Below are 23,721 nucleotides of genomic sequence, written 5' to 3'. Positions count from 1 at the left end.
CTGCAGGGGGGACCCTGTGGGAGAGTAGGACGCCGCCGAACAATCATTGTGGGAAAGCCCCGCACCTTCTGGTGCGGGGCTTTTCTGCGTTCCGGGCGCGTTCAGCCGTTTACCGGCACGCGGTTCCCGTCAACCTGCGCTGACTGCTCGTATGGTGGGCCGATGGGCTACGAGCTGGTCATCTTCGACAACGACGGCGTCCTCGTGGACAGCGAGCCGCTCGCCACTACCACCCCGCCCGGGCGCGAACTGCGGCCCGTGCCCGGGGTGACCGAGGTGCTGGGAGAGCTGTCCGCGCTCGGACTTCCCTACTGCGTCACCTCCTCCTCAAGCCGCGAGCAGATCCGGGCCGAGCACGGCGCGTCCGGGATGGGCGAGTGGTTCGAGGAGGAGTGGATCTTCAGTGCGGAGGACGTCGGTCAGGGCAAGCCGGCGCCGGACCTCTTCCTGCACGCCGCCGACATGATGGGCGTCGCCCCCGAGCGGTGCGTGGTGGTCGACGCCGGCCCGCTCGGGGTGCAGGCCGCACGGGCCGCGGGGATGGCCGTACTCGGTTTCACCTCCCTGGTCCCCGCCGAGCAGCTCGCCGGCGCCACGGCCTGCTTCGGGGAGATGAAGGAGCTGTCCGCCCTGCTGGGGCTGGGCGGCTGATCGGTTGTGTGATCGCTCTACCCACCGGTAGTGGCGGCGCCTACGCTGTGCCGCCATGACGGTTGACGTACGGCTTCGCCGTGGGCGCGGGGCGCTCGGATTCAGCTTCTTCGCGCAAGGGGTGGCCTTCGCCCTGCTGGTGACGCGGATCCCGGCCATTCAGGACCGGTACGGGATATCCGACGGGCTGCTGCCCGCCTTCCTCGCCGCCGTGCCGGTCCTCGCCGGGGTCTCGAGCGTCGCCACCGAGCACCTGGTGAAGCGGGTCGCGCCCAGTGCGGTGCTGCGGTGGGCGCAGCCCGTCGTCCTGCTGGCCCTGCTCGGGGTGGGGGCCGGCAGCCGGATGTGGCACGTGGCGGTGGCGCTGGGGGTGTTCGGGCTGGCGGTGGGTGCGCTGGACGCCTCGATGAACATGCTCGGGGTGAACCTCCAGCGGGCGTACGGGCGCTCCATCATGCTGGGCTTCCACGCCGCGTACAGCCTGGGCGGGATCCTGGGGGCTTCGGCAGCGTGGGCGGGGGCGCACTGGCACCTGTCGTTGTTCGCGGGGTACCTGCCGGCCGTGGCGGTGGTGCTGCCGGCGGCGTTGCTGGCGAGCCGGCACTACGTGGACGTCGAGGCCGGGCCCCGGGAGGCGGGGCAGGGGTGGCCCGCGGGTGGCGGGAAGCTGTTGTTGCCGCTGTGCCTGGTGATGGCCTGCGCGTACATCGGGGATTCGACGGTGGCGAACTGGAGTGCCAAGTACCTGCAGGACGTGCTGGGCAGCTCCGAGCAGCTCGCGACGGTGCCCTACAACGTGTACATGGTGACGACGCTGGCCGGGCGGGCGGTCGGGGACCTGGGGGTGCGGAGGTTCGGGCCGGTGGCCGTGGTGCGGGCCGGGACGGTGGTGGCGGCCGGCGGGTTCGCGGTGGTGGCGGTGGCGCCGGGGGCCTGGGTGGGGATGCTCGGGTTCACGCTGCTGGGCGTCGGGTTGTGCGTGATCGTGCCGCAGACCTTCGCCGCCGCGGGGCGGCTGTTCCCCGGCGCCTCCGACACGGCGGTGGCGCGGTTGAACATCTTCAACTACGTGGGGTTCCTGATCGGTTCGCCGCTCGTGGGCGGGATCGGGGAGGCGTGGAACTACCGGGGCGCGATGGTGGTGCCGATGGTGCTGGTGCTGGTGACGTTGTTCTACGCCCCTTCGTTCGGCACGGACCGGGCCCGATACGGTGTCGGGCATGAGCGGCGAGCCGGTGACCGGGCTGTTGATGTGGGACGAGGCGGTAACGGGGTATGACTTCGGGCCGAGCCATCCGATGGACCCGGTGCGCCTGGCGCTGACCATGGGCCTGGTGCGTGCCTTCGGGCTGGACCGGGAGGTGGAGGTGCGGGCGGCTCCCGCGGCCGGGGATTCGACGCTGAGGCTGGTCCACCGGGAGGACTACGTCGCCGCGGTGCGGGAGGTGTCGGCGGATCCCGGCGCGGCGGACGGCTCGTACGGGCTGGGGACCGTCGACGATCCGGCGTTCCGCGGGATGCACGAGGCCTCCGCGCTGATCGCCGGGCAGTCGGTGGCGGCGGCGGAGGCGCTGTGGCGGGGTGAGGCGGGGCACGCGGTGAACTTCGCGGGCGGTCTGCACCACGCCATGCCGGGCGGGGCGGCGGGGTTCTGCGTGTACAACGACGCGGCGCTGGCGGTGGCGCGGCTGCTGGAGCTGGGCGCCGAGCGGGTCGCGTACGTGGACGTGGACGTGCACCACGGGGACGGGGTGCAGGCGGCGTTCTGGAACGACCCCCGGGTGCTGACGGTCTCGCTGCACGAGCATCCGCGGACGCTGTTCCCGCAGACGGGCTGGCCGGAGGAGACGGGCGGCGAGGCGGCCGGGGGCAGCGCGGTGAACGTGGCGCTGCCGGCCGGGACCGGGGACGAGGGGTGGCTGCGGGCCTTCCACGCGACGGTGCCGGAACTGCTGGCGGACTTCCGGCCGCAGGTGCTGGTGACGCAGCACGGGGCCGACACGCACTTCGAGGACCCCCTCGCGCACCTGGCGGTGTCGCTGGACGCGCAGCGGGCTGTGCAGGAGGCCTGTCACGCGCTGGCGCACGAGTACGCGGGCGGGCGCTGGCTCGCGCTGGGCGGCGGCGGGTACGCGGTGGTGGACGTCGTACCCCGGTCGTGGACGCATCTGGTGGGGATCGCGGCGCACCGGCCGGTGGATCCGCTGTCACCGGTGCCGCGGTCCTGGCTGGACGAGGTGTACGCGCGGACGCGGCAGCCGGGGCCGGCCCGGATGACGGACGGCCGGACGCCGCGGTGGCGGGACTGGGACGCGGGCTACGATCCGGCGGACCGTACGGATCAGGCCGTTCTGGCGACGCGCCGGGCGGTGTTCCCGCTGCGCGGGATGCTGGTGTGACGCGGGGCCGGCCCGTGGCACGGTTACGCCAACTGTGGGGGGAATCGGCGTAATTGATGAGCCGGCAGGTGCGGTGCGGCAGCATCGGAGGGTGTTGAGCACCGGCGCGTTGCGTGCGCATCTGCTGGCCGCCCGGTTGGCCGGGCCCGTCGCCACGACGCGGGAGGAGAGCTTACGCAGTTACCGGCTGTTCGCGGCGCGGGATCCCCGGGTGCTGCTGGGGCTGGAGCCGGAGCGGCGCTGGGATGTGGGTGAGCTGCTGGGGCTGATGGCGGCCAGGTGCGGGGTCTCGGCGGATCCGGCGCACGTCAGCGGCCCGGACGTGATCGACCCGGAGCGGACGGTGGCGGCGCTGGAGGCCTTCGCGGGGCGGCTGGCGGTTGCGGCGGATGCCCGGTCGCCCGTGCTGCTCGGGACGGGGCACCCGCACCGGCTCCTGGGCTTCTACGCCGCTTTGGCTCAGGCGTTGTCGGCGGCGGGATGTGTTGTCCTCACCCCGGCGCAGGGGGTGGGTGTCGACATGGCGACCCGGTTCGGCGTACGTCCGCACCGCATCGATTACGTACGGGGTGTCGCGCTGGTGCGGGAGCACGGCGCGCGGGGGGCGGCGAGTGCCACCGGCGCACACTCCCATTCGCCGCTGCCGGTTCGGATCGTCCTGGGGGCGCTCGCGGAGGCCGGCGGGCCGCTGCCGGACCTGGTGGTCGGGGACCACGGGTGGGTCTGCGGTGCAGGTCAGCTGGGTGTGGAGGCCATCGGGCTGGGCGATACGGATGATCCGGCGCTGTTCGTCGGGGAGGCCGAGGGGCGGGTGGCGGTGGCCGTTCCGCTTGATGACGGGGTGCGCTCGGACTACTACGGCCCACTCCTCCGGCACGTGTTGCACCGCGCCGGGCTGGCGGGGCGTCAGGAGTGGCCGTAGCTCCTCTTCCCCACTCGTATCACCCGCCCCTACTCTGGGGAGTGAGCGTGCGACGACGAGGAGTAACCGGAGGGGAAGCCGGTGCCCGTCATGCGCGGAAGGTCAGGTGGGTGTCATGGCTGCTGGCGAGAGGCCTCTCAGTGAGGTTCAGTTCCTGACCGTGGCGGAGGTCGCCTCGGTGATGCGAGTGTCGAAGATGACCGTGTACCGGCTGGTGCACAACGGTCATCTGCCCGCGATCCGGGTGGGCCGGTCCTTCCGGGTCCCCGAGAACGCGGTTCACGAGTACCTCAGGGAGTCCTTCGTGGGGGTGGAGTCGGCCTGAGACTCTCCCCTTCCGAGGGGGCTCGGCCACATCTCGGAGGGCTCGGATTACAAGCTCAGAGCTTGGGCGGGTAGGCTAGGCCGACGTAGGTCGTGTGGGCCCAGACGCCCCGCACCGATCCCCGCTGGCGCGGGGATGTTCCGAGAAGTGAGCGAGGGTAGTCGTGGGCTCTGTTATCAAGAAGCGGCGCAAGCGGATGGCTAAGAAGAAGCACCGCAAGCTGCTCAAGCGCACCCGCGTCCAGCGCCGTAACAAGAAGTAAACGGCAGCTGTACGTGTTCTCCGCAGCCCCTCCACCATCCTGGTGGGGGGGCTGCGGTGCAGCCGGGGGTACTTCTTCGAGGGAGGCGCTGAGCTCGTGGGGAAGGTCGTGCTCGTCACCGGGGCTGCCCGGCAGCTGGGGGGCCGCTTCGTGCGCCGCATCCAGCGCGACCCCGAGGTGGAACGGGTCATCGCGGTCGACGCGGTGAGCCCGCCGCACCGGCTCGGTGTGGCCGAGTTCGTGCGGACGGACATCAGACAGTCGGCCATCGCCCGGGTGCTCGCGGAGCACGCCGTGGACACGGTGGTCCATCTGGCGGTCACCGGTGGCGCCGTGGGGGCGCCGGGCGGGCGCAGCACCGTCAAGGAGACCAACGTCATCGGGACGATGCAGCTCCTGGGAGCCTGCCAGAAGTCCCCGACGGTACGGCGGCTCGTGGTGAAGTCGAGCACCAGCGTGTACGGGGGCACGGCGCGGGACCCGGCCGTCTTCACGGAGACCACGCAGCCGAAGTCGTTGCCGGCGGGCGGTTTCGCGAAGGACGCCGCCGAGGTCGAGGGCTACGTACGGGGCTTCGCGCGCCGGCGGCCGGACGTGGCGGTGTGCGTGCTGCGCTTCGCGAACATCCTGGGGCCGTTCGCGGATTCCGCGCTGGCGGAGTACTTCTCGATGCCGGTGATGCCGACGGTGCTGGGCTACGACCCGAGGCTGCAGTTCGTGCACGAGGACGACGTGGTGGACGTGCTGCGGCTGGCCGCGGGGGAGCCGCGGCGGGGGACGCTGAACAGCGGGACCTTCAACATCGCCGGTGACGGGGTGCTGCTGCTGTCGCAGTGCGCGCGGCGGCTGGGGCGGCCGACGCTGCCGCTGCTGCTGCCCGCGGTGACGTGGGTGGGGCAGGCGTTGCGGGCGGTGGGGGCGACGGACTTCTCGCCGGAGCAGATCCGGCTGCTGACGCACGGGCGGGTCGTGGAGACGACGCAGATGCGGGAGACGCTGGGGTTCCGGCCGGTATACACGACCGCCGGGGCCTTCGCGGACTTCGCGCGGAGCCGGGGGAGCGGGTTGTTGCCCCCCGAGCGGGTGGACCGGGCCGTCGGGCGGGTAGCGGAGCTGTTGAACGTTGACGAGGGAGTGGAGCGATAGTGGCCGACGCCAAGGTCATCCCGTTCGACGAGGACCGGCCGCGCCGCCGGGCCGGTGCCCCCCGGACGGTGCGGGCGGTTCCGGAACCGCCGGAGCCGGTGGAGCCGGTCGCCCAGGCGCCCGCGCGGCGCGGCGGTGACGGCGGCTGGGACCGGCGGATCGCGGGCGGTCTGGCGTTCCTGCGGCGGCGGATCACCGGGGAGTACGAGGTCGACGAGTTCGGCTACGACAAGGAGCTGACGGACCAGGTCCTGATGTCCATGATGCGGCCGCTGTTCGACAAGTACTTCCGCGTCGAGGTCAAGGGCGTCGAGAACATCCCGAAGGACGGCGGCGCGCTGATCGTGGCGAACCACTCGGGGACGCTCCCGCTGGACGGGCTGATGCTCCAGGTGGCGGTGCACGACCACCACCCGGCGGAGCGGCACCTGCGGCTGCTGGCGGCGGACCTGGTGTTCATGCTGCCGGTGGTGAACGAGCTCGCGCGCAAGGCCGGCCACACGCTGGCCTGTGCGGAGGACGCGCAGCGGCTGCTGGAGGCCGGGGAGCTGGTGGGGGTGATGCCGGAGGGCTTCAAGGGGATAGGGAAGCCGTTCGGTGAGCGGTACAAGCTCCAGCGGTTCGGGCGGGGCGGGTTCGTCTCGACGGCGCTGAGGGCGGGCACGCCGATCGTGCCGTGTTCGATCGTCGGGGCGGAGGAGATCTACCCGATGATCGGCAACGCGAAAACGCTGGCGCGCTTGCTGGGGGTGCCGTACTTCCCGGTGACGCCGACGTTCCCGTGGCTGGGGCCGTTGGGGGCGGTGCCGTTGCCGACGAAGTGGACGATCCAGTTCGGTGAGCCGATCCCGACGGACGGGTACGCGCCGGAGGCGGCGGAGGACCCGATGCTGATGTTCAACCTGACGGACCAGGTGCGGGAACAGATCCAGCACACCCTGTACAAGCTGTTGGTGCAGCGGAGGTCGGTCTTCTTCTGACGGCGGGCCGGGCGCGGGTGACGCCGGTGGGGCTGGTTGCGGCCAGCCCCACCGGCGTTTCTCCTGCTACTCCGCGTCCTCCGCCTGGATGCCCAGGCCCGGGAGGAGACCCGGGAGGAGGGGCGGCAGGGTGATGTCCGGCTGGGGTTGCGCCGGGGGAGCCGCGGGCGGGGGTGTGGACTGGCCGGGCGCCGGCGGGTTCAGCAGGTTGCCCGTGCCGCCCAGGAGGCCGCTGCCGGGCGCCGGGGCATTGCTGCCGGACGGGCTGGGCGCGGCCGGAGGCGCCGCCGAGCTGGCGGCGTCCGGTGCCGGTGCGGGCTGCTGCTTGCCCGGCGCCGGGCTGCTCGGCTTGGCCGGGCCGCCGCCCGGACCGCCGCGGTGCTGCTCCGGGGCCTTGGGCAGCATGCCCTGGAGCGGCGCCACCTCGTCGTCTATGGCCTGGAAGACCGAACTCACCTGGTCCCCCACGTCCGTGAGCTGCGGCGGCAGGTTGGACCGGAGCCGGCCCCACGCGTCGCGGTGGGAGTTGGAGAACGAGGACAGCGCCTGGATCGGGCCGAGCGAGCCGTCCCGCTTGTAGGCGGCCTGCAGCAGCCGGTGGCCTTCGGCCGCGTCGTGCTGCATCCCTGCCAGCGCCCGCCGGATCTCCCCGAGGACCTCGTGGTCCAGGGGGCCCGAGCGGCCGCGTTCCATCAGCCGGCGGGCTTCCGACAGCCGGTTCGAAGCCCGGTCGAGGTAGACCTCGCCCCGGTCCGCGCCCTCGTCGGCCAGGCCCAGCTTCAGGTCCTCCATGCCCAGCTTGACCGGGTAGAGGGGATCACCGGGCAGGGCGTCGGTGCTGGCAGCGGCCACTCCGCTGAAGGCCCCGGCGGCCACACCCACGGTGAGGCCCCCCGCTGCGATGCCCTTGGACCAGCGGGAGCGGGGCCGCAATTTCCGGAGCGAGGTCGCCCGGTGGGCGCCGCGGCCGGTCCGCTGTTCGGGCACCAGAGGGTCCGCGGCGGCACCGCCTCCGGCCCTCTCCTCCATCACCATGGCCTCCATGGCGGCGACGAGCTGCGCTCGTTGCACCACTTTGACCTCGGGGTCCAGCACCGGGCGCGGCATTTCGCCGAGCACGCTCGCCAGGGCCAACAACCGGTCGTGGTCGGCGGATTCGGCAGGTGCCTCGGACTGCTCGGCCGCCGGATCCGGATCCGAAGGACCGGACGGGGTCCGATCCTCCAGGGCCTGGGCGAAGGCGTTCGCCCGCCGGTGCGGAGTCACGTTCGCGATCACTGGCGGCACCTCCTCTCGTCATGACGATCGACTCCCCAAGGTGTCCGGAAGGTTGCCTTCCTTGAGCACATCCACACTTTCGGGTGAGCGGCTTCGGGCAGGGCGTGTCCAAAGGGAGCCTGCATTCCGCACAACGAGCGGCGCGGCACTTGGGTTACGGACGAAGGATGATCGGACCACAGCGTCATCGAGGGGTCACCGGGTGTGAGGTCGTGTCGTGAGCGGGAGGGGGTCAGCGGGAGGGGGTCAGCGGGCGTCGTCGGGCAGCAGGCGGGCGAGGGTGCGGACCGCCCGGTACTGGAGCGTCTTGATGGCGCCTTCGTTCTTGCCCATCACCCGGGCCGTCTCGGCGACCGAGAGGCCCTGGAGGAAGCGCAAGGTGACGCACTCCTGCTGCTGGGGGTTGAGTTTCCGGACGGCTTCGAGCAGCGCCGCGTTGGAGAGGGACTCCAGGACGGAGTCCTCGGGGCTGCGCTCCACCTCGTTGGCGTCGAGCATCTCGCCGGTGGTGACCTCCAGGCGGAAGCGGCTGGACTTGAAGTGGTCCGCCACCAGGTTCCGCGCGATGGTCACCAGCCAGGCGCCGAAGTCGCGGCCCTGCCAGGTGAAGGTGGAGATGCGGCGCAGCGCGCGCAGGAAGGTCTCACTGGTGAGGTCCTCCGCGGTCGCCTTGCCGCCGACGCGGTAGTAGATGTAGCGGTACACCGTGTCGCTGTACTGGTCGTAGAGGCGGCCGAAGGCCTCGGCCTCGCCGGCCTGGGCGCGTTCGACCAGGTCCATCATGCGGGCCTGGTCGCTGTCCGCCGTGGGGCGGCGGGCGGCGGGCGCGCTCGTCCCGCCGGCGGCGGCCGGGCCGGAGCCCGAGCGAGCGCGTCTGCCCACGGTCGCCCCGCCGTCCGTCAGGGCGTAGCAGGGGCCGGCCGGGCCGAGGCCGGCAGGGACCGCGGCGGCGAGGGCGGGGACGGCGTACGCGGTGGGGACGAAGCCGCGCAGGTGGTCGAGGACCGTCGCGCGCAGCGTAGCCAGGCCCGAGGCGTCAACCCCGACAGGTGGGTACACGGGACTCCCAGAGGCAGAGCTTCCATCACGTGCAGTGCGGGACCGTTCACCCGTCTCGTGGCGACAGATGGGCGGTGGCATGCGTTTGAGGAGAATAACGCTTCGTACAGGCAGCGCTACACCCAGTTGCCTAAATCACCGGTTCCGACATTTCTGTTGCGTGTCCAGGGCATATTCAGACCTGGTTGGTGATCGATTCCTGATCGCTTGGGTGCGCGGAATGGACGCTTCCACGGTGGCTCGCGACCGAGTAGGGCAGGCCGGAGTGCCGCGCCGACGGCGCGGGTAGAGGGGAGCGAATGACCGGCGGGCGGCCCGTGGCGGGGCCGGGGCCCGGCGTTGCTACTTGCGGCGCCGGTGGAGGGCGACCGCGGCGGCCGCGCCGCCCGCGATCGCGCCGACTCCGGCGGCGGCCGGGACGCCGACCTTCACGGCCTTGCGGCCGGTCCGATAGTCGCGCAGCCGCCAGTCGTGGGCGCGGGCATGCTTGCGCAGTTTTGTGTCGGGATTGATCGCGTACGGATGCCCGACGAGTGACAGCATCGGGATGTCGTTGTGCGAATCGCTGTACGCCGCGCAGCGTTCGAGGTCGAATCCCTCGGCGGCGGCGAGCGCGCGCACCGCCTCCGCCTTGGCGGGGCCGTGCAGCGGCTCTCCCACCAGGCGCCCGGTGTAGATCCCGTCCACGGACTCGGCGACGGTGCCCAGGGCGCCGGTCAGGCCGAGGCGGCGGGCGATGATCGTGGCCGTCTCGACGGGGGCGGCGGTGACCAGCCACACCTTCTGGCCGGCGTCGAGGTGGGCCTGGGCCAGGGCGCGGGTGCCCGGCCAGATCCGCTCCGCCATGTACTCGTCGTAGATCTCCTCGCCGATGGCCATGAGTTCGGAGACCTTGTGGCCCTTGACGATGGACAGGGCGCTGTCGCGCGCGTCCTGCATGTGCTCGGGGTCCTCGACGCCGGCCAGCCGGAACCACGCCTGCTGCCAGGCGAAGCGGGCCAGTTCGCGGCGGCGGAAGAACTCGCGCTTGTAGAGGCCGCGGCCGAAGTGGAAGATCGCGGCGCCCTGCATGACGGTGTTGTCGAGGTCGAAGAAGGCGGCGGCGAGGGCGTCGCCCGGAACCGGGAACTGCGGCTCGGCGGCCTCCGGTGCGGCCGTCCCGGGCACGGCTTCGGCGGCGGTCCCGGGAGCGGCCCCCGGGCCGCTTTCCGGCACGTCTTCCGTGCCGGGGGCCTGTGGCGCACCGGCCTGCGCGGTCTTGCGGGCGGCCTCGGCCGAGGCCTCGCCTGCCAGCACGCTCCGCGCCGTCGCGGAGCGCCTACGGGGGGTGAGCCATCCCAGAGCGGCCATGACGCGAGCATAGCCATTGTGTTCGGGAGTTCCCGAACCGCCGGGAAACGGAGCGGTTAACTCTTCGGGCGCCCCGGCCCGGCGCGGGACAATGACGGCATGAGTCCTCTGCTGCGCCGTAAGGAAAAGAAGCGTCCCGAGGAGCGGATGGTGACGCTCATCGGGAAGCCGGGGTGCCATCTGTGCGATGACGCCCAGGAGGTGATCGAGAAGGTCTGCGCCGAGACGGGCGCACAGTGGGAGAAGAAGGACATCTCGCAGGACGAGGAGCTCTACCGGCTGCACTGGGAGCAGATCCCGGTGGTGTTGGTGGACGGCGAACAGCACACCTTCTGGAGGGTGAACCCCGACCGGTTGCGGCGGGCATTGGGAGCCTGACCGGTTCGCCCGCTACCATCGTGGGCGATTTGTGGGGACTCGGGGGCGTATCGATGAGGAGTGTGTACCGTTTTGCCCCCCTCGGGATTTGAACGGGTTCGGCCCGTTCGCGGCCCGGGTGTCATCTGCCCAGCCCGCGTGACCCCGGTCACTTTGCTCGGACAAACCGGACACAATCTTTGTGCACGCGTTCACAAAGACATAGCCTGCATTCGACGGGGCGGTCCTGGGACACGAGGCCGCCTGCAGCCCCGCTCATCCCGCAGGAGCATCGTGGCAACTGGCCGAACTCACCGACCGGCGACCCGCAGCCGAGGTATTCCCGAGGCCACTGTCGCCCGGCTTCCGCTGTACTTGCGCGCCCTCACCGCGCTCTCCGAGCGATCGGTGCCCACGGTGTCCTCCGAGGAGCTCGCGGCCGCCGCCGGAGTGAACTCCGCGAAGCTGCGCAAGGACTTCTCCTACCTCGGCTCCTACGGGACGCGCGGCGTCGGCTACGACGTCGAGTACCTCGTCTACCAGATCTCCCGCGAGCTCGGCCTGACCCAGGACTGGCCGGTCGTCATCGTCGGCATCGGCAACCTGGGCGCAGCCCTCGCCAACTACGGCGGCTTCGCCTCGCGCGGCTTCCGCGTGGCCGCGCTGATCGACGCCGACCCGGCCATGGCCGGCAAGCCGGTGGCGGGCATCCCGGTGCAGCACACCGACGACCTCGAGAAGATCATCGAGGAGAACGGCGTCTCCATCGGCGTCATCGCCACGCCCGCCGGCGCGGCCCAGCAGGTCAGCGAGCGGCTCATCGCCGCCGGTGTCACCTCCATCCTGAACTTCGCGCCGACCGTGCTGTCCGTGCCGGACGGCGTGGACGTGCGCAAGGTCGACCTGTCCATCGAGCTCCAGATCCTGGCGTTCCACGAGCAGCGCAAGGCCGGCGAGGGCGCCGGCGGCGTGGACGCGGACGCCGGGTCCGGTGCGGAGACCGCCGCCGCGGGCGGGACGGGCGCGGCTCCGGCCGCCGCCGTCGAGCCGCCGGCCGGGCGGGCCGCCGCGGCCGCGCGCAAGGGCGGCCCCGAGGGCGACGTGCCGGCGGTGATGCCGGCATGAGTCTGCTCGTCGTAGGCCTCAGCCACCGCAGCGCGCCGGTGAGCGTGCTGGAGCGGGCCTCGCTGTCCGCCGACGCCAAGGCCAAGCTGCTGCACGACACCCTGGCGGCGGAGCCGGCGGCGGAGGCCGCGGTGCTCGCCACCTGCAACCGCATCGAGCTGTACGCGGACGTGGACAAGTTCCACGCCGGCGTCGCCGAGCTGTCGACGCTGCTCGCCCAGCACAGCGGGGTCGCGCTGGAGGAACTCACCCCGTACCTCTACGTGCACTACGAGGACCGGGCGGTGCACCACCTGTTCTCGGTGGCGTGCGGGCTGGACTCGATGGTCGTCGGCGAGGGCCAGATCCTCGGCCAGATCAAGGACGCGCTCGCGCTGGGGCAGGAGCTCCACACCGCGGGCCGGCTGATCAACGACCTCTTCCAGCAGGCGCTGCGGGTCGGCAAGCGGGCGCACTCGGAGACCGGGATCGACCGGGCCGGGCAGTCGCTGGTGACGTTCGGGCTGGAGCAGCTCGCCGTGCACCTGCCGGTGGAGGAGTGGGCCGCCGGGAAGCGGGCGCTGGTCATCGGCGCCGGGTCGATGTCCTCGCTGGCGGCGGCCACGCTGGCGCGGGTGGGTGTCGCCGAGGTCGTGGTGGCGAACCGGACCGCGGAGCGGGCGGAGCGTCTTGCGGAGATTTTGGTTGCCTCGGGCACTGGTGTCGCTGCGCGGGCCGTGCCGATGGCGGCTGTCGCCGGTGAGCTGGGCCGGGTCGACGTGGTCGTGTCGTGCACCGGGGCCACCGGGCTGGTGCTGACCGGGGACGACGTCGCCGACGCCCTTGCCGGTGGGATGGACCCTGCGGGGCTCTCCCCCACCCCGCCCCTCCCCGGAACCGGGGCCGCGCCCCGGGCCTCCGCGCAGGGTGTGGCCGACGGCTTCGCCGCGGCGCGTACCGGGGCCCCGGCCGCCGGCACGGGCGGGGCCTTCGCCGACGTGCCGCAGGCGGCCGTCGGCGGCGTCGACGCCGAGGTCGTCGCGCGGCTCGCCGCCCTCGCGGAGGCCGGGCGGCGGATCGCCGACGCCGGGGCCGTGCGGACCATCACCGCGCCCGCCGCCGTCGAGGGCGACGGGTGTCCCGTCGGGCCGGACGCGCCGGTCGCGCTCGCCGGTGACGGGCGCTCCGCGCTCGCCGGGGTCGACGCCGGGTCGCTCGAACTGCACGGGGCCTGGGCCGATCAGGGAGAGGCCGCCGCGCAGCGGCAGCCCCGCCGGGCGGCCCGGAGCCAGGCCGACGGGGCCGTCCCCGTACGGCTGGCGCTGCTGGACCTGGCCATGCCCCGGGACATCGACGCCGCCGTGCACCGCATCCCCGGGGTGCGCCTCGTCGACATCGAGAGCCTCGCCGAGGCGTCCGCCGACGCGCCCATGGCCGCCGACGTCGACGCCGTGCGCGGCATCGTCGCCGGCGAGGTGGCCGCGTTCGGCGCCGCGCAGCGGGCCGCGCACATCACGCCCACCGTCGTCGCCCTGCGGGCGATGGCCGCCGAGGTCGTCGCCATGGAGGTGGCACGGCTCGACGGGCGGGTACCGGACCTCGACGAACGGCAGCGCGCGGAGGTCACCCAGACCGTGCGCCGCGTCGTCGACAAGCTCCTCCACGCGCCGACCGTGCGCGTCAAGCAGCTCGCGAGCGAGCCCGGCGGCGCCGGGTACGCCGAGGCGCTGCGCGAACTCTTCGACCTCGACCCTCAGACGGTGGCATCCGTCAGCCGGGCGGACGCGGCCGATCCGAAGAACGACGACCCAGGACGGGCATCATGAACACACGTCCCGACCAGCCCCTCAGGCTCGGCACGCGGCGCAGCAAGCTGGCCATGTCCCAGTCCGGGCACGTCGCCGAGGCGGTACGGGCGATCACCGGCCGGCCCGTCGAGCTCGTGGAGATCACGACCTACGGTGACGTCTCCCGCGAGAACCTCGCGCAGATCGGCGGCACCGGCGTGTTCGTCACGGCCCTGCGAGACGCGCTGGTCCGCGGCGAGGTCGACTTCGCCGTGCACTCGCTGAAGGACCTGCCGACCGCGCAGCCCGACGAGCTGGTCATCGCGGCCATGCCCGAGCGCGAGGACCCGCGCGACGCGCTGGTCGCCCGCGACGGCCTGACCTTCGAGCAGCTGCCCGACGGCGCCCGCGTCGGTACCGGTTCGCCGCGCCGCATGGCGCAGCTGAACGCGTACGCCCGCAGCCTCGGCAAGTCCATCGAGACCGTCGCCATCCGCGGCAACGTCGACACCCGCATCGGTTTCGTCCGCGCCGGCGAGCTCGACGCGGTCGTGCTGGCCGCGGCCGGGCTGAACCGGATCGGGCGCGCCGACGAGGCGACCGACCTGCTGTCGGTCGACAACGTGCTGCCCGCGCCCGGCCAGGGTGCCCTGGCCGTGGAGTGCCTCGCCTCCGACGCGGAGCTCATCTCCGCGCTCGGCCGGCTCGACGACCCGCACACGCGGGCCGCCGTGACCGCGGAGCGTGCGCTCCTCGCCGCCCTGGAGGCCGGGTGCAGCGCACCCGTGGGCGCGCTCGCCGACCTTCTGGCCGACGGGCGGATTGTCAATGAAATGCGCCTGCGTGGTGTCGTCGGAACCCTCGACGGTTCGACGCTGGTGCAGCTGTCCACCACCGGTCCCGTGCCCCAGTCGTACGACGAGGCCATGGCGCTCGGCCGCGAACTCGCGGACGAGATGCTGGCCAAGGGCGCGGCCGGTCTGATGGGGGAGCGATCCCGTTGAACCCCTCAAGCCCCACCACCTCCCCCTTCGCGGGCGTCGCCGCCCCCGGGCTCGTCACCTTCCTCGGTGCCGGCCCGGGCGACCCGGGTCTGCTGACGCTGCGCGCCGTGGAGGCGCTCGCCGCCGCGGACGTGCTGATCGCGGAACCCGACGTGCTCGAGGTCGTACGGACCCACGCGCGCTCGGGTGTCGACACGCCGCAGCTGACGGTGGCTGACGAGGTGTCAGCCGCCGCCGGGGTCCCGGCGATCCGTACTCCGTCGACCGCCGCGGACGTCGCCAATCTTGTCATGGAGGCCGCGCGCTCCGGCAGGCGGGTCGTCCGTGCGGTGACCGGCGACCCCGGACTCGAGGGCAACGCGGCCGAGGAGATGCTGGCCTGCGCGCACGCCGGCATCCCCTTCGAGGTGGTGCCCGGCGTGGCGACCGCCGTCGGCGTGCCCGCGTACGCGGGTGTTCCGCTGCGCGGCGAGCAGGGCGCGGACGTGCGGTTCGTGGACGCGCGGCACGCCTCGGCGCGGTGCTGGAGCGAGGTCGGCACGAGCGACTGCGGCGTCGTGGTGTCCGCGACGCTGGAGACCGTCGCCGGCGCGGCCGCCGAGCTGGTGTCGGCCGGACGCAAGCCGGAGACGCCGCTCACGGTGACCGTGGGCGGTACGACGACCCGCCAGCGGACCTGGAGCGCGACCCTGGGCACGATCGCCCAGGTGTTCAAGCAGGGCAAGGTGCTCCCCTCCCCCGAGGGCTCGCGGCCGGTCATAGCCGTGGTCGGGGAGCAGGGTGCCGCGGCGCGGCGCGAGGAGCTGGCCTGGTTCGAGTCGAAGCCGCTGTTCGGCTGGCGGGTGCTCGTCCCGCGGACGAAGGAGCAGGCCGCTTCGCTCTCCGACCAGCTGCGTTCGTACGGCGCGGTGCCGCACGAGGTGCCGACCATCGCCGTGGAGCCGCCGCGTACCCCGCAGCAGATGGAGCGGGCGGTGAAGGGCCTGGTGACGGGCCGCTACGAGTGGATCGCCTTCACGTCGGTGAACGCCGTCAAGGCGGTGCGCGAGAAGTTCGAGGAGTACGGGCTCGACGCGCGGGCCTTCGCGGGCATCAAGGTGGCCGCGGTGGGCGAGCAGACGGCGGCCGCGCTGGTGGAGTTCGGCGTGAAGCCGGACCTGGTGCCGAGCGGTGAGCAGTCGGCGGCCGGGCTGCTGGAGGACTGGCCGCCGTACGACCCGGTCTTCGACCCGATCGACCGCGTCTTCCTGCCGCGTGCCGACATCGCGACGGAGACGCTGGTGGCCGGTCTGATCGAGCTGGGCTGGGAGGTCGACGACGTCACGGCCTACCGGACGGTGCGGGCCTCGCCGCCGCCGGCGGACACCCGTGAGGCGATCAAGGGCGGCGGTTTCGACGCGGTGCTGTTCACCTCCTCGAGCACCGTGCGGAACCTGGTCGGCATCGCGGGCAAGCCGCACAACGTGACCGTGATCGCCTGTATCGGGCCGGCGACGGCCAAGACGGCGGAGGAGCACGGGCTGCGCGTGGACGTGCTGTCGCCGGAGCCGAGCGTCAGCAAGCTGGCGGAGGCGCTGGCCGCGTACGGGGAGGCGCGCCGGGCGGCGGCCAAGGAGGCCGGCGAGACGGTGTCCAGGCCGAGCGAGCGCCGTCCGGGCGCACGGCGGCGCCGGGCGACGTGAAGTGAGGGGCGGAGGGGCCCGGGGGCTATGTACGCCCCGGGCCCCTTCGGCGTACCGGTGCCTTCGGCGTGCCGGGGCGGGCGTACGGGGCGGGCGTACGCGGCGTCCGGACGCGCGGGTACTCAGGCCGGTGCGGGTGGCGGGTTGAGTAGCGGCACGGATTCCGGCGCGGCCCGGGGCGCGGTTCAGTGGGGCCCATGACCGAGAACCCCGTCGCCCACGACGCCCCCGCCGCAGCCGCCCGCGACCGGCGGGCCTTCCTGGCGCCGCTGCTCTCCACGCTGCTGACGCTGCCGATGGCGCTCCTCGCGCTGTTCTACGCCGGGATGTCGCCGATGGCCTGCGACTCCTGCGACGGCGAGGCCGCGGCCGCCTTCGACGCCGGTTTCGAGACCGCCTGGCCCGTGTTCCTGGGTGCGCTGGTGGTGGCGCTCCTCCTGCTGGCGGCGTGCTGGATCCTGCCGTGGGAGCGCCGCAACGCCGCCCGCCGCGTCCTGCTCGCCCTCGCCGCGCCCGGAGCGGTCCTGCTGGGCACCGTCGTCTTCACGGCGCTGATCGACTGGCCCTAGGGGGTGGCGGGGGGAGGTGGGGGGCGGGCCTACGCTTGGGGCGACTGCTGTCGAGGCTCGAAGAGGCGACTAGAACATGAGCGCGTACGGATCCTTCCCCGGCTCGCGGCCCCGCCGGCTGCGCACCACCCCGGCGATGCGGCGGATGGTCGCGGAGTACCGGCTGCACCCCTCGGACCTGATCCTCCCGGCGTTCGTCCGCGAGGGCATCAGCGAGCCGCTGGCGATCTCGGCGATGCCCGGCGTCGTGCAGCACACCCGGGACACGCTGCGCAAGGCCGCCGTCGAGGCGGTCGAGGCGGGGGTCTCGGGCATCATGCTCTTCGGTGTTCCGGCGGACGAGAACAAGGACGCGCTGGGCACGGCGGGCACCGAGCCGGACGGCATCCTCCAGCTCGCGATCCGGGACGTGAAGGCGGAGGTCGGCGACGACCTGGTGATCATGTCGGACCTGTGCCTGGACGAGTACACCGACCACGGCCACTGCGGGGTCCTCGACGAGCACGGCCGGGTCGACAACGACGCGACGCTGGAGCGGTACGCGGAGATGGCGCAGGTCCAGGCCGACGCGGGCGTCCACGTGGTGGGCCCCAGCGGGATGATGGACGGCCAGGTCGGCGTCATCCGCGACGCGCTGGACGAGACGGGCCACGAGGACGTGGCGGTCCTCGCCTACACGGCGAAGTACTCCTCCGCCTTCTACGGGCCCTTCCGCGAGGCCGTCGCCTCCTCCCTCCAGGGCGACCGCAAGACCTACCAGCAGGACCCGGCCAACGCGCGCGAGTCGCTGCGGGAGCTGGCGCTGGACCTGGAGGAGGGCGCGGACATGGTCATGGTGAAGCCGGCGGGCCCCTACCTGGACGTCCTGCACCGCGTCGCGCAGGCCGTGGACGTGCCGGTGGCGGCCTACCAGATCAGCGGCGAGTACGCGATGGTCGAGGCGGCCGCGGAGAAGGGCTGGATCGAGCGGGACCGGGCGATCCTGGAGACGCTGCTCGGCATCAAGCGGGCGGGCGCGGACACGATCCTGACGTACTGGGCGACCGAGGTCGCGGGCTGGCTGCGCGCGGAGCGGTAGGCCGCCCCGGCCGCTGCGACCCGCTCCCCAGGGCCGTGCGGGAGCGGTCGCGGTGGGGCGGGCGCACCCTGGAGGGGTAGGCCGACTGTGGAGGTGATCCGCCATGCCCACGCTCGCCGGATGGCACGTGGAGCTGGAGTTCTCCGAGGAGGGCCACCGCACCAGCGCGGCCGCGCTGGTCAGGCTCGCCGACGGCTCCGAGATGAAGGCGCGCGGCTACGCCATGCGCCACCCTTCCGACCCGGAGCAGCTGCGGGTCGGGGAGGAGATCGCGGGCGCGCGTGCGCTCATGGATCTCGCGTCCCAGCTGCTGCAGAAGGCGCACGCGGAGATCGACGAGGCGTCGGGCAAGCACTCCTATCCGTTGAACGGTTGACCCGCTGACCCGCTGACCCGCTGGCCGGCTGACCGCCGCTGCGCCGAAGGGCCCGCCCGGGCCCCGGCGCGGGCCTTCGGCGGGCCGGCCGGCCGGGCGGGCGGTCAGCGGGTGCGGTGGCGGAACAGGGCCGTGGCGAGGGCCAGGGCCAGGGCGGTGATGCCCGCGCACCAGGCGAGGGCCGTCCACGGGGTGGTCCCGACGGGCTGGTCCAGGAGCAGGGCGCGCAGCGATTCGATGACCGGGGTCAGCGGCTGGTGCCCGGCGAAGCCGTGCAGCCAGGTCGGCATCGTCGCGATCGGGACGAAGGCGCTGGAGGGGTACGGCAGGAACATCATCAGGAAGGTGAAGCCGCCCGCCGCCTCCGGGGTGCGGGCCAGCAGCCCGAGGGCGGCCGCCAGCCAGGAGATCGCCGTGATGTACGCGACGAGCAGTCCGGCGGCGGCGAGCAGCGCGAGCGGCCCGCCCGAGGGCCGGAAGCCGATGGCGAGCGCGACGGCCAGCACCAGAGTGGTGGAGAGCAGGTTGCGCACGACCGAGGCCGCGACGTGCCCGGCCAGGACGGGCAGGCCGCCGACGTCCAGGGAGCGGAAGCGGTCGATGACGCCGTTCTGCAGGTCGGCGGCCACGCTCACGGCGGTGCTCGCCGCGCCGAAGCCCGCGCACAGCAGCATGGCGCCGGGGACCACGTACGTCACGTACGCCGTCCCGGTGTCGATGGCGCCGCCGAAGAAGTAGACGAAGATCAGCATCAGCATGACCGGCAGCATCAGGGCGGCGATCAGCGCGTCCGGGCTGCGCCGGCTGATGCGCAGGCTCCGTCCGGTCATGGTCAGGGCGGCGGTGGCGGTCATCGGGCGGCTCCCGTCAGGGCGAGGAACACGTCGTCGAGGGTGGCGCTGCGGAGCGTGAAGCGGTCGACGGCGGTGCGGTCGGGGTCGAGTTCGTCGAGCAGGGCTCGCACGTGGGCGGCGGAGCCGTCTGTGGCCAGGCCCAGCGTCAGCTCGTCGGGGGCGTGGTGCACGGCGCGGGCGGCGAGCGCTTCGTAGGCGTCGCGGCTGGCCAGAGTGAGGTCGAGGCGGTGCCGGGCGACGCGGGCCTTCAGCTCGGCCGGGGTGCCCTCGGCGACGGTCCGGCCCGCGTCGAGGACGCTGACCCGGTCCGCGAGCCGGTCCGCCTCCTCCAGGTACTGGGTGGTGAGCAGGACGGTGGTGCCGTCGGCGCGCATCTCCCGTACGACGTCCCACAGTTCGGCGCGGCTGCGCGGGTCGAGTCCGGTGGTGGGTTCGTCCAGGAAGAGCACCTCGGGCCTGCCGACGAGGCTCGCGGCGAGGTCCAGGCGCCGCCGCATCCCGCCCGAGTAGGTGCGGGTGAGCCGGCCGGCGACCTCGGACAGGCCGAAGCGCTCCAGCAGTTCACCGGCGCGGGTGCGGGCGTCGCGGGCGGACAGCCCGGTGAGCCTGCCCGTCATGCACAGCGTCTCGGCGCCGGTCTGGAGGTCGTCCAGGGCCGCGAACTGCCCGGTGAGGGCGATGCGTTCGCGTACGAGGGCCCGGGCGCCCGCGATGTCGTGCCCGGCCACGCGGGCGGTCCCGGAGTCGGGCCGGGTGAGGGTGGCGAGGATCCGGACGGTGGTGGTCTTGCCCGCGCCGTTGGGGCCGAGCAGGGCCAGGACGGAGCCGCGGGGGACGGCCAGGTCGAGGCCGTCGAGGACGCGGGTGCCGCCGTAGGACTTGGTCAGTGCGTGGGCGTACAGGGCGTGGTCGTGCGTGGTCATCGGCAACACGGTCCCTTCTGCGTATGGGTTACGCGCTTCTGTGTAAGTAATACACAGAACTAGGATGTGGGTCAACGACGGAGGAGGGAGGGGCGGCGATGGACAAGGACCCGGCGGACGACACCGGCCTCCCGGCGAGCCTGCAGATGGCCTGGGGCCTGCGTGAACGCCCCGGCAAGGGCCCGCGCCCCACCCTCACCCTGCCGAAGATCGTCGACGCGGCCGTCGCCCTGGCCGCCGGCGAGGGCATGGACGCCGTCTCCATGGGCCGCGTGGCCAAGGAACTCGGCGTCTCCACCATGTCCCTCTACCGCTACGTCACGGCGAAGGAAGAGCTGTACATCCTGATGTCCGAGGCGGGCGTCGGCACCCCGCCGCCGCTCCCGGCCGAAGCGGAGCAGTGGGGCTGGCGGGAGCTGCTGACCGACTGGGCGTACGCGCAGCGCACCCTGCTCATGACGAAGCCGTGGATCCTGCGGATCCCGCTCACCGCCCCGCCGGCCTCGCCGAACCAGCTGGCCTGGATGGAACGCGGCCTCGCCTCGATGGCCGGCACGGCGCTGGAGGAGGGCGAGAAGCTCTCGGCGGTCATCCTCATCGGAGGCCTCGTCCGCAACGAAGCCACCATGGCCGCCGACATGATGGACGCCATCATCAAGGGAGGCGTCCCCCCGGACCAGGTGCTGGGCCGGTACGTGACCACCCTGCGCCTGCTGACGGGCCCGGACAGCCACCCCGCGCTGACCCGGCTGCTGGAATCCGACGCCTTCACCGGCTCCGGCGAGCCCGACTTCCAGTTCCGCTTCGGCCTGGACCGGATCCTCGACGGCCTGGCCCGCCTGATCGCGGACCGGACCGCTCCGCCGAGCGCGTAGCCGCCGCCGGGTGCACCCTGGAATCCAGCGGCCACGGAGGTGATCGCCATGAAGGATGCCGTCGGATGGCACGTCGACGTGCGGTTCGAGGAGGACGACGAACGCACCCGCGCCGCCGCCCTCGTCCGCCTGCCGGACGGGAGCGAGCTGCGCTCACACGGCTACGCCAGCCGCCACCCCAGTGACGGCAATCAGCCGAGGGTGGGTGAGGAGCTCGCGGCGGCGCGCGCGCTCAACGATCTGAAGGAGCAGTTGCTCACGAAGGCGCACGACGAGATCGACGGGGCGTCGGGCCGCACGTCGTACCCGATCACGCGCTGACCCCGCCTGGGCGGCACCTACCGGCCGACCCAGCCGGTCAGCGCCGCCCAGCTCGCGGGGGCGAGGTCCAGGACGGGCCCGTCGGCGACCTTGGAGTCCCGGACGTGCACGGTGGCGGGGGTGGTGGCGACCTCGACGCACGTGTCGCCTTCGCTGCTGCTGTAGCTCGACTTGAACCACGTCAGTTCCGTGCTCATAGCTCTCCTGGCAAGCGGTCCAACAGGCCACCCGTCTCCCGGGGGTTGAGGGCCTGGGTTCGCAGCATCGCATATCGCTGGGTCAGGATGCTGACGTCGTCCGGGTCGGTGACGAGCCGGCTGCCCCGCTGGCCTTCGAAGTAGCCAAGGCGCTCGTGTTCGGACGTTTCCAGCATGGTGAACGAACCGGAGAGCGCCGGATGGTGCGTCTGGCCGAGCGGAAGTACCTGGACCGTGACCTGGGGGATGTCCAATGCAGACCAGCAGGTGGCGCAACTGTTCGGCGTAGACCGCGTCGCCGCCGATCCGATCCCGGAGCGCGGTCTCGGAGATGACGAAGGCGAGGTTCGGGGGACTCTTGCGGTGGATGATCTGCACCCGGCTGAGCCGCCTGGCGGTCAGGCTCTCGATTTCCTCCGGCAGAAAGGCCGGAACGCGGCAGTGGAAGAGGGATCGCATGTAGCTCTCGGTCTGGAGGAGCCCCGGGACGACCATGCATTCGTACAGGTCGATTGCGATCGCGCGCGTTTCAAGGTCCATGAACTCCTCTGACCAAGAAGGAGTTGCATCCCTCTCCGGCATGCCGAGGGCCGCAACAGTCAGCAAGCCGGGCAAGCCCAGGTGGAAGTCCAGCAGCTCCGCGACGTGCGGCATCAAGGCGCGCCGCCCCTGCTCGATGGAGGCGATGGTCTCCTCGTCCAACTTGGCCAGGTCGGCGAGGTTTTTCTGGGTCAGGCCTTTGGCGATCCTGGCGGCGGCTACCTGCCGTCCGATCATCTTCATGGTCGTCGCGTTGGCGCGCGGGCGTCGCCGACGAGCGTGGGCGGCCAGGTCGAGAAGCTGAGGTTCCTGCGGGGACTTGGCGCCGACACACTCGACATGTCGTCCCTGCCTGCCGAACGGCGCCGCTACCTGGCCCGGATCGGGCGCCGTCTGACCGCGCAGGCCCTGGTGCGGCGCGAGTCCAACCGGCGCCATCCGATCCTGCTGACACTGCTCGCGCAGTCCTCGGTCGACGTACTCGACTCCGTCGTCCAGCTCTTCGACCAGACCCTGTCGGGCTCGGAGTCCCGCGCGCGAATCAAGCTGCGCGAGGTGCTTGCCGAGCGGGCCAAGCTTTCCGAGGACCGGCTCGCCCTGCTGGAGGAGATCCTGCCCGTGCCGGCAGCGGCCGGCATCCCGGACGAGGCGGTGGGGACGCTGCTGCGCGGGAAGATCGGCATGTCCCGGCTGCGATCGTGGCCACGCACCGCGAGGCGCACTACGTGCTGGACGAGATTTTGGGCAACGCCACCGACCTGCCGATCACCGAGCACGCCACGGACACGCGTCACCCTGGTCAACTTTGGCCTGTTTGACCTGGTGGGAAAGTCGCCCCGTATCCGCGACCTGGGCAAGATCACCCTGTACCGGGTGGGCGCCAAGAGCGACTACGAGGAGCGGTTCCCGAAGGCAGGACCGCTGCTGACGAAGAAGGCCAACCTCGACCTGATCGCCGATCACTGGGACGACCTGCTGCGGCTGGCGGGGTCGCTGAAGTACGGGCACGCCACCGCCTCCTTGATCGTCGGCAAGCTTTCGGCGTCTTCCCGGCAGAACGCGCTGGCCGCCGCGCTGAAGGAGTACGGGGTGATCCGCAGAACGATCTACGCCGCGAAGTACCTGTCGGACGAGGGCTACCGGCGCAAGATCGCCCGGCAGCTGAACAAGGGCGAGTCCTTGCACGCCCTGCGCCGCCAGCTCCACTACGCCCGCGAGGGCAAGGTCACCCGCCGTCAGCCGGAGCAGCAGAACGAGCAGGCGTGGTGCCTGACGGTGGTGACGAACGCGGTGGTCTGCTGGCACACCGAGTACATGGGCCTGGCCGTCGGTGAACTGCGCGGGGCGGGCCGCGAGGTGGACGCCGAGGTCCTGGCGCACATCTCCCCGGCCCGCAGCTCGGTGGTGAACTACTACGGCTCCATCACCGTGGACTACGAGCACGAACTGGCCCAGCTCGACGAGCGGGGACACCGGCCGCTGCGGACCGTGGCCGTGGACGATCCCGGAGCCGGGCTGTAGAGCAGCGAATCGGCCCCGGTGAGGTGCGGGCGCCTGGAGCGTACGGGCCCGTCAGGGATTGGGTAGCGGAAGGCCGGACGTCTGCGGGTGCCGCAGGTTGCTTTCCGTCGTAGACGTGCAGGGTGGAAGAGCTGGGATTCGGGGGCCGATGACGGAGCCTC

Annotated in this window: 26 protein-coding genes and 1 pseudogene; 19 read left to right on the top strand and 8 right to left on the bottom strand. The window is 72.5% G+C overall.

Features of this window, described 5'->3' with window-relative positions; translation table 11 throughout:
- The first annotated feature begins 162 nt into the window (after window positions 1–162).
- From ACZ501_RS29235 to ACZ501_RS29200, 8 genes are all read left to right on the top strand, one after another.
- Window positions 163–651, top strand: a complete 489-nt coding sequence (locus ACZ501_RS29235) for an HAD-IA family hydrolase (RefSeq protein ID WP_468799455.1) — start codon at window positions 163–165, stop codon at window positions 649–651.
- A gap of 55 nt (window positions 652–706) precedes the next feature.
- The gene (locus ACZ501_RS29230) at window positions 707–1,930 is read left to right on the top strand and encodes an MFS transporter (RefSeq protein WP_468799453.1); all 1,224 of its coding nucleotides are present in this window, start codon (window positions 707–709) and stop codon (window positions 1,928–1,930) included.
- The gene (locus ACZ501_RS29225) at window positions 1,902–3,050 is read left to right on the top strand and encodes an acetoin utilization protein AcuC (protein ID WP_468799471.1); all 1,149 of its coding nucleotides are present in this window, start codon (window positions 1,902–1,904) and stop codon (window positions 3,048–3,050) included. The genes ACZ501_RS29230 and ACZ501_RS29225 overlap by 29 nt, the downstream gene beginning before the upstream one ends.
- A gap of 91 nt (window positions 3,051–3,141) precedes the next feature.
- The gene (locus ACZ501_RS29220; protein WP_468799451.1) at window positions 3,142–3,972 is read left to right on the top strand and encodes a phosphatase; all 831 of its coding nucleotides are present in this window, start codon (window positions 3,142–3,144) and stop codon (window positions 3,970–3,972) included.
- Between the two features lie 115 nt (window positions 3,973–4,087).
- A complete protein-coding gene (locus tag ACZ501_RS29215; RefSeq protein WP_162688852.1) occupies window positions 4,088–4,297 on the top strand; it encodes a helix-turn-helix domain-containing protein in 210 nt (69 codons plus the stop codon).
- 163 nt (window positions 4,298–4,460) lie between these two features.
- Window positions 4,461–4,559: a 30S ribosomal protein bS22 gene (locus ACZ501_RS29210; RefSeq protein WP_003948845.1), complete on the top strand. Its 99-nt coding sequence runs from the start codon at window positions 4,461–4,463 to the stop codon at window positions 4,557–4,559.
- A 96-nt stretch (window positions 4,560–4,655) separates the two neighbouring features.
- The gene (locus tag ACZ501_RS29205) at window positions 4,656–5,705 is read left to right on the top strand and encodes an NAD-dependent epimerase/dehydratase family protein (protein ID WP_468799449.1); all 1,050 of its coding nucleotides are present in this window, start codon (window positions 4,656–4,658) and stop codon (window positions 5,703–5,705) included.
- Window positions 5,705–6,685, top strand: a complete 981-nt coding sequence (locus ACZ501_RS29200) for a lysophospholipid acyltransferase family protein (RefSeq protein ID WP_361596986.1) — start codon at window positions 5,705–5,707, stop codon at window positions 6,683–6,685. Before ACZ501_RS29205 ends, ACZ501_RS29200 begins: the two co-directional genes overlap by 1 nt.
- 66 nt (window positions 6,686–6,751) lie before the next feature.
- Here ACZ501_RS29200 and ACZ501_RS29195 read toward each other — a convergent pair whose 3' ends face one another.
- From ACZ501_RS29195 to ACZ501_RS29185, 3 genes are all read right to left on the bottom strand, one after another.
- Window positions 6,752–7,963, bottom strand: coding sequence for a DUF5667 domain-containing protein (locus ACZ501_RS29195; RefSeq protein WP_361596989.1), 1,212 nt, complete (start codon window positions 7,961–7,963; stop codon window positions 6,752–6,754).
- A gap of 246 nt (window positions 7,964–8,209) precedes the next feature.
- The gene (locus ACZ501_RS29190; protein ID WP_361596992.1) at window positions 8,210–9,022 is read right to left on the bottom strand and encodes an ECF subfamily RNA polymerase sigma factor, BldN family; all 813 of its coding nucleotides are present in this window, start codon (window positions 9,020–9,022) and stop codon (window positions 8,210–8,212) included.
- A 342-nt stretch (window positions 9,023–9,364) separates the two neighbouring features.
- A complete protein-coding gene (locus ACZ501_RS29185; RefSeq protein ID WP_361596995.1) occupies window positions 9,365–10,372 on the bottom strand; it encodes an HAD family hydrolase in 1,008 nt (335 codons plus the stop codon).
- Between the two features lie 99 nt (window positions 10,373–10,471).
- Here ACZ501_RS29185 and ACZ501_RS29180 point away from each other — a divergent pair, with 99 nt between their 5' ends.
- From ACZ501_RS29180 to ACZ501_RS29145, 8 genes are all read left to right on the top strand, one after another.
- Window positions 10,472–10,750: a glutaredoxin family protein gene (locus ACZ501_RS29180; RefSeq protein ID WP_361596998.1), complete on the top strand. Its 279-nt coding sequence runs from the start codon at window positions 10,472–10,474 to the stop codon at window positions 10,748–10,750.
- Between the two features lie 273 nt (window positions 10,751–11,023).
- Complete coding sequence (locus ACZ501_RS29175; RefSeq protein WP_468799447.1) at window positions 11,024–11,854, top strand: redox-sensing transcriptional repressor Rex; 831 nt, start codon at window positions 11,024–11,026, stop codon at window positions 11,852–11,854.
- Window positions 11,851–13,659: a glutamyl-tRNA reductase gene (locus ACZ501_RS29170; RefSeq protein ID WP_468799445.1), complete on the top strand. Its 1,809-nt coding sequence runs from the start codon at window positions 11,851–11,853 to the stop codon at window positions 13,657–13,659. Before ACZ501_RS29175 ends, ACZ501_RS29170 begins: the two co-directional genes overlap by 4 nt.
- Window positions 13,656–14,624 (top strand): hydroxymethylbilane synthase, encoded by a 969-nt coding sequence (gene hemC / locus ACZ501_RS29165; RefSeq protein WP_468799443.1) that lies wholly within the window; start codon window positions 13,656–13,658, stop codon window positions 14,622–14,624. The genes ACZ501_RS29170 and hemC overlap by 4 nt, the downstream gene beginning before the upstream one ends.
- On the top strand, window positions 14,621–16,306 hold the full coding sequence (locus ACZ501_RS29160) for a bifunctional uroporphyrinogen-III C-methyltransferase/uroporphyrinogen-III synthase (RefSeq protein WP_468799441.1): 1,686 nt from the start codon (window positions 14,621–14,623) through the stop codon (window positions 16,304–16,306). Before hemC ends, ACZ501_RS29160 begins: the two co-directional genes overlap by 4 nt.
- Window positions 16,307–16,503: 197 nt before the next feature.
- Window positions 16,504–16,875, top strand: coding sequence for a hypothetical protein (locus tag ACZ501_RS29155; RefSeq protein ID WP_362455783.1), 372 nt, complete (start codon window positions 16,504–16,506; stop codon window positions 16,873–16,875).
- A gap of 76 nt (window positions 16,876–16,951) precedes the next feature.
- A complete protein-coding gene (gene hemB, locus ACZ501_RS29150; protein ID WP_362455781.1) occupies window positions 16,952–17,953 on the top strand; it encodes a porphobilinogen synthase in 1,002 nt (333 codons plus the stop codon).
- A gap of 103 nt (window positions 17,954–18,056) precedes the next feature.
- Window positions 18,057–18,329 carry a DUF1876 domain-containing protein gene (locus ACZ501_RS29145; RefSeq protein ID WP_361597019.1) on the top strand — a complete coding sequence of 91 codons (273 nt, stop codon included), beginning with the start codon at window positions 18,057–18,059 and terminating at the stop codon, window positions 18,327–18,329.
- A gap of 104 nt (window positions 18,330–18,433) precedes the next feature.
- Here ACZ501_RS29145 and ACZ501_RS29140 read toward each other — a convergent pair whose 3' ends face one another.
- The gene (locus ACZ501_RS29140) at window positions 18,434–19,183 is read right to left on the bottom strand and encodes an ABC transporter permease (protein ID WP_361597022.1); all 750 of its coding nucleotides are present in this window, start codon (window positions 19,181–19,183) and stop codon (window positions 18,434–18,436) included.
- Window positions 19,180–20,106, bottom strand: coding sequence for an ATP-binding cassette domain-containing protein (locus ACZ501_RS29135; protein ID WP_361597025.1), 927 nt, complete (start codon window positions 20,104–20,106; stop codon window positions 19,180–19,182). Before ACZ501_RS29135 ends, ACZ501_RS29140 begins: the two co-directional genes overlap by 4 nt.
- Before the next feature lie 98 nt (window positions 20,107–20,204).
- Between ACZ501_RS29135 and ACZ501_RS29130 the strand changes: the two genes are divergently transcribed.
- Window positions 20,205–20,981: a TetR/AcrR family transcriptional regulator gene (locus ACZ501_RS29130; RefSeq protein ID WP_468799439.1), complete on the top strand. Its 777-nt coding sequence runs from the start codon at window positions 20,205–20,207 to the stop codon at window positions 20,979–20,981.
- A 48-nt stretch (window positions 20,982–21,029) separates the two neighbouring features.
- Window positions 21,030–21,302, top strand: coding sequence for a DUF1876 domain-containing protein (locus ACZ501_RS29125; protein WP_361597031.1), 273 nt, complete (start codon window positions 21,030–21,032; stop codon window positions 21,300–21,302).
- 17 nt (window positions 21,303–21,319) lie between these two features.
- Here ACZ501_RS29125 and ACZ501_RS29120 read toward each other — a convergent pair whose 3' ends face one another.
- The 3 genes and pseudogenes from ACZ501_RS29120 to ACZ501_RS29110 form a co-directional block, all read right to left on the bottom strand.
- A complete protein-coding gene (locus ACZ501_RS29120; protein ID WP_468799469.1) occupies window positions 21,320–21,499 on the bottom strand; it encodes a DUF397 domain-containing protein in 180 nt (59 codons plus the stop codon).
- Window positions 21,496–21,753, bottom strand: a complete 258-nt coding sequence (locus ACZ501_RS29115; RefSeq protein ID WP_468799467.1) for a Scr1 family TA system antitoxin-like transcriptional regulator — start codon at window positions 21,751–21,753, stop codon at window positions 21,496–21,498. Before ACZ501_RS29115 ends, ACZ501_RS29120 begins: the two co-directional genes overlap by 4 nt.
- Window positions 21,754–21,805: 52 nt before the next feature.
- Window positions 21,806–22,276: pseudogene (locus tag ACZ501_RS29110) on the bottom strand (Scr1 family TA system antitoxin-like transcriptional regulator); the annotation flags it as partial.
- Window positions 22,277–22,378: 102 nt separating this feature from the next.
- Here ACZ501_RS29110 and ACZ501_RS29105 point away from each other — a divergent pair.
- Window positions 22,379–23,560: a Tn3 family transposase gene (locus ACZ501_RS29105; RefSeq protein ID WP_468799437.1), complete on the top strand. Its 1,182-nt coding sequence runs from the start codon at window positions 22,379–22,381 to the stop codon at window positions 23,558–23,560.
- Window positions 23,561–23,721 lie beyond the last annotated feature (161 nt).

Source organism: Streptomyces sp. NPDC034085, from assembly GCF_055575555.1.
Note: the sequence above shows the minus strand (reverse complement) of the source record. Positions and strands in the feature narration are given on the sequence as shown.

Excerpts from the sequence above, each read along its gene's own strand:
- ACZ501_RS29180 (WP_361596998.1), top strand. The coding sequence starts at position 10,472 with ATGAGTCCTCTGCTGCGCCGTAAGGAAAAGAAGCGTCCCGAGGAGCGG.
- ACZ501_RS29225 (WP_468799471.1), top strand. The coding sequence starts at position 1,902 with ATGTGGGACGAGGCGGTAACGGGGTATGACTTCGGGCCGAGCCATCCG.
- ACZ501_RS29135 (WP_361597025.1), bottom strand. The coding sequence starts at position 20,106 with ATGACCACGCACGACCACGCCCTGTACGCCCACGCACTGACCAAGTCC.
- hemC (WP_468799443.1), top strand. The coding sequence starts at position 13,656 with ATGAACACACGTCCCGACCAGCCCCTCAGGCTCGGCACGCGGCGCAGC.
- ACZ501_RS29105 (WP_468799437.1), top strand. The coding sequence starts at position 22,379 with ATGTCGTCCCTGCCTGCCGAACGGCGCCGCTACCTGGCCCGGATCGGG.
- ACZ501_RS29215 (WP_162688852.1), top strand. The coding sequence starts at position 4,088 with ATGGCTGCTGGCGAGAGGCCTCTCAGTGAGGTTCAGTTCCTGACCGTG.
- ACZ501_RS29140 (WP_361597022.1), bottom strand. The coding sequence starts at position 19,183 with ATGACCGCCACCGCCGCCCTGACCATGACCGGACGGAGCCTGCGCATC.
- ACZ501_RS29155 (WP_362455783.1), top strand. The coding sequence starts at position 16,504 with ATGACCGAGAACCCCGTCGCCCACGACGCCCCCGCCGCAGCCGCCCGC.
- ACZ501_RS29130 (WP_468799439.1), top strand. The coding sequence starts at position 20,205 with ATGGACAAGGACCCGGCGGACGACACCGGCCTCCCGGCGAGCCTGCAG.
- ACZ501_RS29230 (WP_468799453.1), top strand. The coding sequence starts at position 707 with ATGACGGTTGACGTACGGCTTCGCCGTGGGCGCGGGGCGCTCGGATTC.
- ACZ501_RS29170 (WP_468799445.1), top strand. The coding sequence starts at position 11,851 with ATGAGTCTGCTCGTCGTAGGCCTCAGCCACCGCAGCGCGCCGGTGAGC.
- ACZ501_RS29235 (WP_468799455.1), top strand. The coding sequence starts at position 163 with ATGGGCTACGAGCTGGTCATCTTCGACAACGACGGCGTCCTCGTGGAC.
- ACZ501_RS29145 (WP_361597019.1), top strand. The coding sequence starts at position 18,057 with ATGCCCACGCTCGCCGGATGGCACGTGGAGCTGGAGTTCTCCGAGGAG.
- ACZ501_RS29120 (WP_468799469.1), bottom strand. The coding sequence starts at position 21,499 with ATGAGCACGGAACTGACGTGGTTCAAGTCGAGCTACAGCAGCAGCGAA.
- hemB (WP_362455781.1), top strand. The coding sequence starts at position 16,952 with ATGAGCGCGTACGGATCCTTCCCCGGCTCGCGGCCCCGCCGGCTGCGC.
- ACZ501_RS29125 (WP_361597031.1), top strand. The coding sequence starts at position 21,030 with ATGAAGGATGCCGTCGGATGGCACGTCGACGTGCGGTTCGAGGAGGAC.
- ACZ501_RS29185 (WP_361596995.1), bottom strand. The coding sequence starts at position 10,372 with ATGGCCGCTCTGGGATGGCTCACCCCCCGTAGGCGCTCCGCGACGGCG.